This is a genomic window from Streptomyces sp. NPDC059456 (genome assembly GCF_042750055.1).
Lineage (GTDB): Bacteria > Actinomycetota > Actinomycetes > Streptomycetales > Streptomycetaceae > Streptomyces.
Map to the genome: position 1 here is coordinate 1 of NZ_JBHYVA010000847.1, position 3,179 is coordinate 3,179.

Below are 3,179 nucleotides of genomic sequence, written 5' to 3' on the forward strand. Positions count from 1 at the left end.
CCTTTGCCGCCTCCTCAGCGCGGGCGCGGGTGCTGGCGAGGCGGTAGGAGTCGGTGCCGGTTTCGATGATGGTGCCGTTGAAGGCGAGGCGGTCGACGATGGCCGCGCAGAGGCGGGGGTCGGTGAACGTCTTGGTCCAGCCGCCGAAGCACTTCCGGAAGGGCAGCGTACGACGCTCACCGTCTGCCTGAGCAAGGACGGCCGGGACTCCCTCTGCCGTACTGCCAACGGAGTCGCTTAACCCGCGAACCAATGACGCCCGCCCTGTACGGGGCGGGCGTGACGCGTTGGCGCGCCGTATGGGTCGTACCGGCTCACTGACGCTCGCGTACAGACTCGCCGACTTGTGCCAGATACCTCCTGAGCCGCTGCTACGGGCGGTGGAAGTAGCACCCAGTCCTGCCGCAGCCCAGGGCCGCCCTGCACTGCCTCCGGCAGGAAGACGACGTCCACCTGTGGGGCCTGGGCGTGGATCCGCTCGGTCAGGCTGCCCGTCAGTCCCACCGGTTCGCCTCCCCCGAGGTTCGGGGGGAAGTACCCTTGGGTGAACTAGGTGCGGTCTGGGGGTCAGGGCGCGTGTCGAGATACTACGAGCAGGTCTTGAGGCAGGCCACGCTTCATGTGCTTGGTCCTGATCCGGAGCGGCCGGTCGAAGCCCCAGTGCCGGTTGCGATCTTCGTCGCGCCAGGCACCCTCATCACTTCGGCGCGGCTGGTTCGGTCCGCCCTCACGTCTGGTTCCGACGACCAGGTGATGCTCAGGAACCCCCACATCCAGAGCGGTGCTCGGCTGAGGGCGCGCGTGCGGACACCGATCTTCGACGGGACCCAGCTCAAGGCCGGTGGCGGGGGGCTGGCAATCCTGGAACTCCTCACGGAATTGTGGGACCACCAATGCGTATGGCTTCCGGAGCATGATGCTGAGCGTCAGGAGTTCGCCATGCTGTACGGGTGGGGGGCGATAGAACCGGCCTATGGGGAGGAAAGCCCTTTCTGCGCTGCACACGTCCCCGTGACATGGGGCGCTGGGGGTCCGACTTTCAGCGTGGCTGAGATGTGCTTACCGGGCGTTGGAGAAGGCTCGCCGCTTGTCGATCTTGCGGTTGGCACGGTGATCGGCCTGCTCGCCCGGCCGCACCCGCTCGCTGTCACGGCGATCAGGACCTCATCCCTGCGCGAGCACGGCGCCGAGTACCAGCGCCTCATCGCCGCTCACGACGTCTGGCACGGATGGCGCCACTTACATGCCGACGGATGGCACTGGGTCGATGAGCAGCAGAGCATGGGGCCGATATGGCGCAGCGAGCCTGATTCACCCCGTGAACGTGCGTCGTCGCTCTGCGACCCGCCGCAGGCCCGGTCCATGTGGCGTGCAGAGGAATGGTCACCATACGACCGCCGCGCCGCTTTAGCCTTGCTTGCAGGGCTTCCGCCCCCGCCGGACTCTCCTTCTGTGGCCCGCCTCGTGGCCGAAGCGGCACCTTGGAACGATCACGCTTCGGGGGCGCAGGTTCCTCTTTTGCCCATGTGGCGTGACGGCGCGGGCCTGCTCTACGACGGGGACATGCCGGAACCGGCTTCCGTGCAACTACGCTATCTGTGGCTCGTTGCGGAACACGCGTCCGATGGTGGGGAGGCGAGTACCCGGCTGAAGGCATGGGTGGATGATCGGCTGGGCGGCCTGTCGCGGCGGGAACAGGCAGACTTCCGTCGGCTCAGGAACCTCATGCCTCACCGCTCCAGTCAGAGCCCGCCAACGCCTGATGACTGCTGGCAAAAAGGCGGAGCGGTACTCGTCGGCGTTAGGGACTACGACCATCTCGCCGGGCTGTGTGCTGTCTACAACAACCTCGACGACCTTCGACAGGTCCTCACGACAGACTTCGGCATCCCGACCGAGAACTGCGCGGTCGTTCGCAATCCGCGCACCCCCGTTGAGATCCATGATGTCGTCGAGGAAGTCATGGGCCGGATCGACCCCGCATCCGGAGCGCTGTTCTTCTACTACGTGGGTCATGGCAGCACCGACCCCGCCAACGGGCATCTGTTGCTGTCGCTGGCCGGGACCCGCCGGGACCGTTTCCGACCCTACGACTACTGGGACTTCCGCGAGCTGCGCAAACAGCTCATTACGGAGGGCCCCCTGACCCGCCTTGTCCTTCTCGACAGCTGCTACAGCGGGGCCGCTCTGGGACAGCTGTCCACCGCCGACGCCTCGGTCCTGGCGATCGACGGCACCTATGTCATGGCTTCCTCGCCCGCGACCGAACCCTCGTCCGCCCCTGAAGGAGCCCGTCACACTGCCTTCACCGGGCAGGTCCTCGATACATTGACGCAAGGAATCCCCAGCCCGCACTCCGTGATCGACGCGGATGCCCTCTTCAACGCCGTGCGCGCCCGTTGCCTCGCCGCTGGCCTGCCCATCCCGGTACGTCAGGTCCGCAACGACGGCGCACGCATTCCCATCATCTCGAACAAGGCATACAGGAGGCCGGCGTGGGACACGTCATCCGCATGACCCTGGCCAACAGGACCAGGGCTCCGGAGTCTCTGTGTCGGTTTCTCCTCCAGGACCCGACACTGCGGGCCTGGGGCCGAGCTCGCTGGGAACCGGCAGCACCCGCTCCCAAGGAGCAACTGGGCACGGGGTTGGACGTCCTCACCCTTGCCGTCACCACGGTACTGGCCCTTCCTGCGGCCATCGACACGGTACGCCGCTGGTGCTCCTCCCCGGGCCAGGGGAATATCAGCGTTGAACTTCACGCAGGCGATGTCACCGTGCAGGTCACCAGCACCACCACTCCCGAACAAGCTGCTGCCTATGCCACGGCCCTTGCCGCCGCACTGCAGACCGTCAGCCCCGATCCGGCAGACGCTGACTCTGCCGACGAGCCGCACGATGGGCAGACCCCGACCGCCTAGAGGTTGTCCCGTATGGGGTGTGAGTTATCCGGTGAGGGCCATGTTGTGTAGTCGGGCGATGCCGAGGATGGCCGGGTGGAACGCCGTTGCCCTTGAGCCGGCAGTCCTGCAGGATCTTCCAGTTCTTCAGCCGGGATAGAGCGTGTTCGACTCGTGCCCGGCGTGTCGGTGGACAGCGTTCTCTGCTTCTTGTAGCGGGCTGAGGTGGGTTTGTCCTCGTCGTTTGCGGTGCGGGATGAGCAGGCTGGTGCCTTGGTG

General features: G+C 66.2%; 2 protein-coding genes and 2 pseudogenes. 2 read left to right on the forward strand and 2 right to left on the reverse strand.

The features are described from left to right. Positions 1 to 148, reverse strand: a pseudogene (locus ACFXA3_RS39465) (ATP-binding protein); the annotation flags it as partial. Between the two features lie 452 nt (positions 149 to 600). On the opposite strand from ACFXA3_RS39465, the gene ACFXA3_RS39470 reads away from it, so the two are divergent. Together ACFXA3_RS39470 and ACFXA3_RS39475 are read left to right on the forward strand one after the other, a co-directional pair. Next, positions 601 to 2,517, forward strand: a complete 1,917-nt coding sequence (locus ACFXA3_RS39470) for a caspase family protein (protein WP_385195741.1) — start codon at positions 601 to 603, stop codon at positions 2,515 to 2,517. Next, positions 2,496 to 2,921, forward strand: a complete 426-nt coding sequence (locus ACFXA3_RS39475) for a hypothetical protein (protein ID WP_385195744.1) — start codon at positions 2,496 to 2,498, stop codon at positions 2,919 to 2,921. Before ACFXA3_RS39470 ends, ACFXA3_RS39475 begins: the two co-directional genes overlap by 22 nt. A 24-nt stretch (positions 2,922 to 2,945) precedes the next feature. On the opposite strand, the pseudogene ACFXA3_RS39480 reads toward ACFXA3_RS39475, so the two are convergent. After that, a pseudogene (locus tag ACFXA3_RS39480) lies at positions 2,946 to 3,179 on the reverse strand (transposase family protein); the annotation flags it as partial.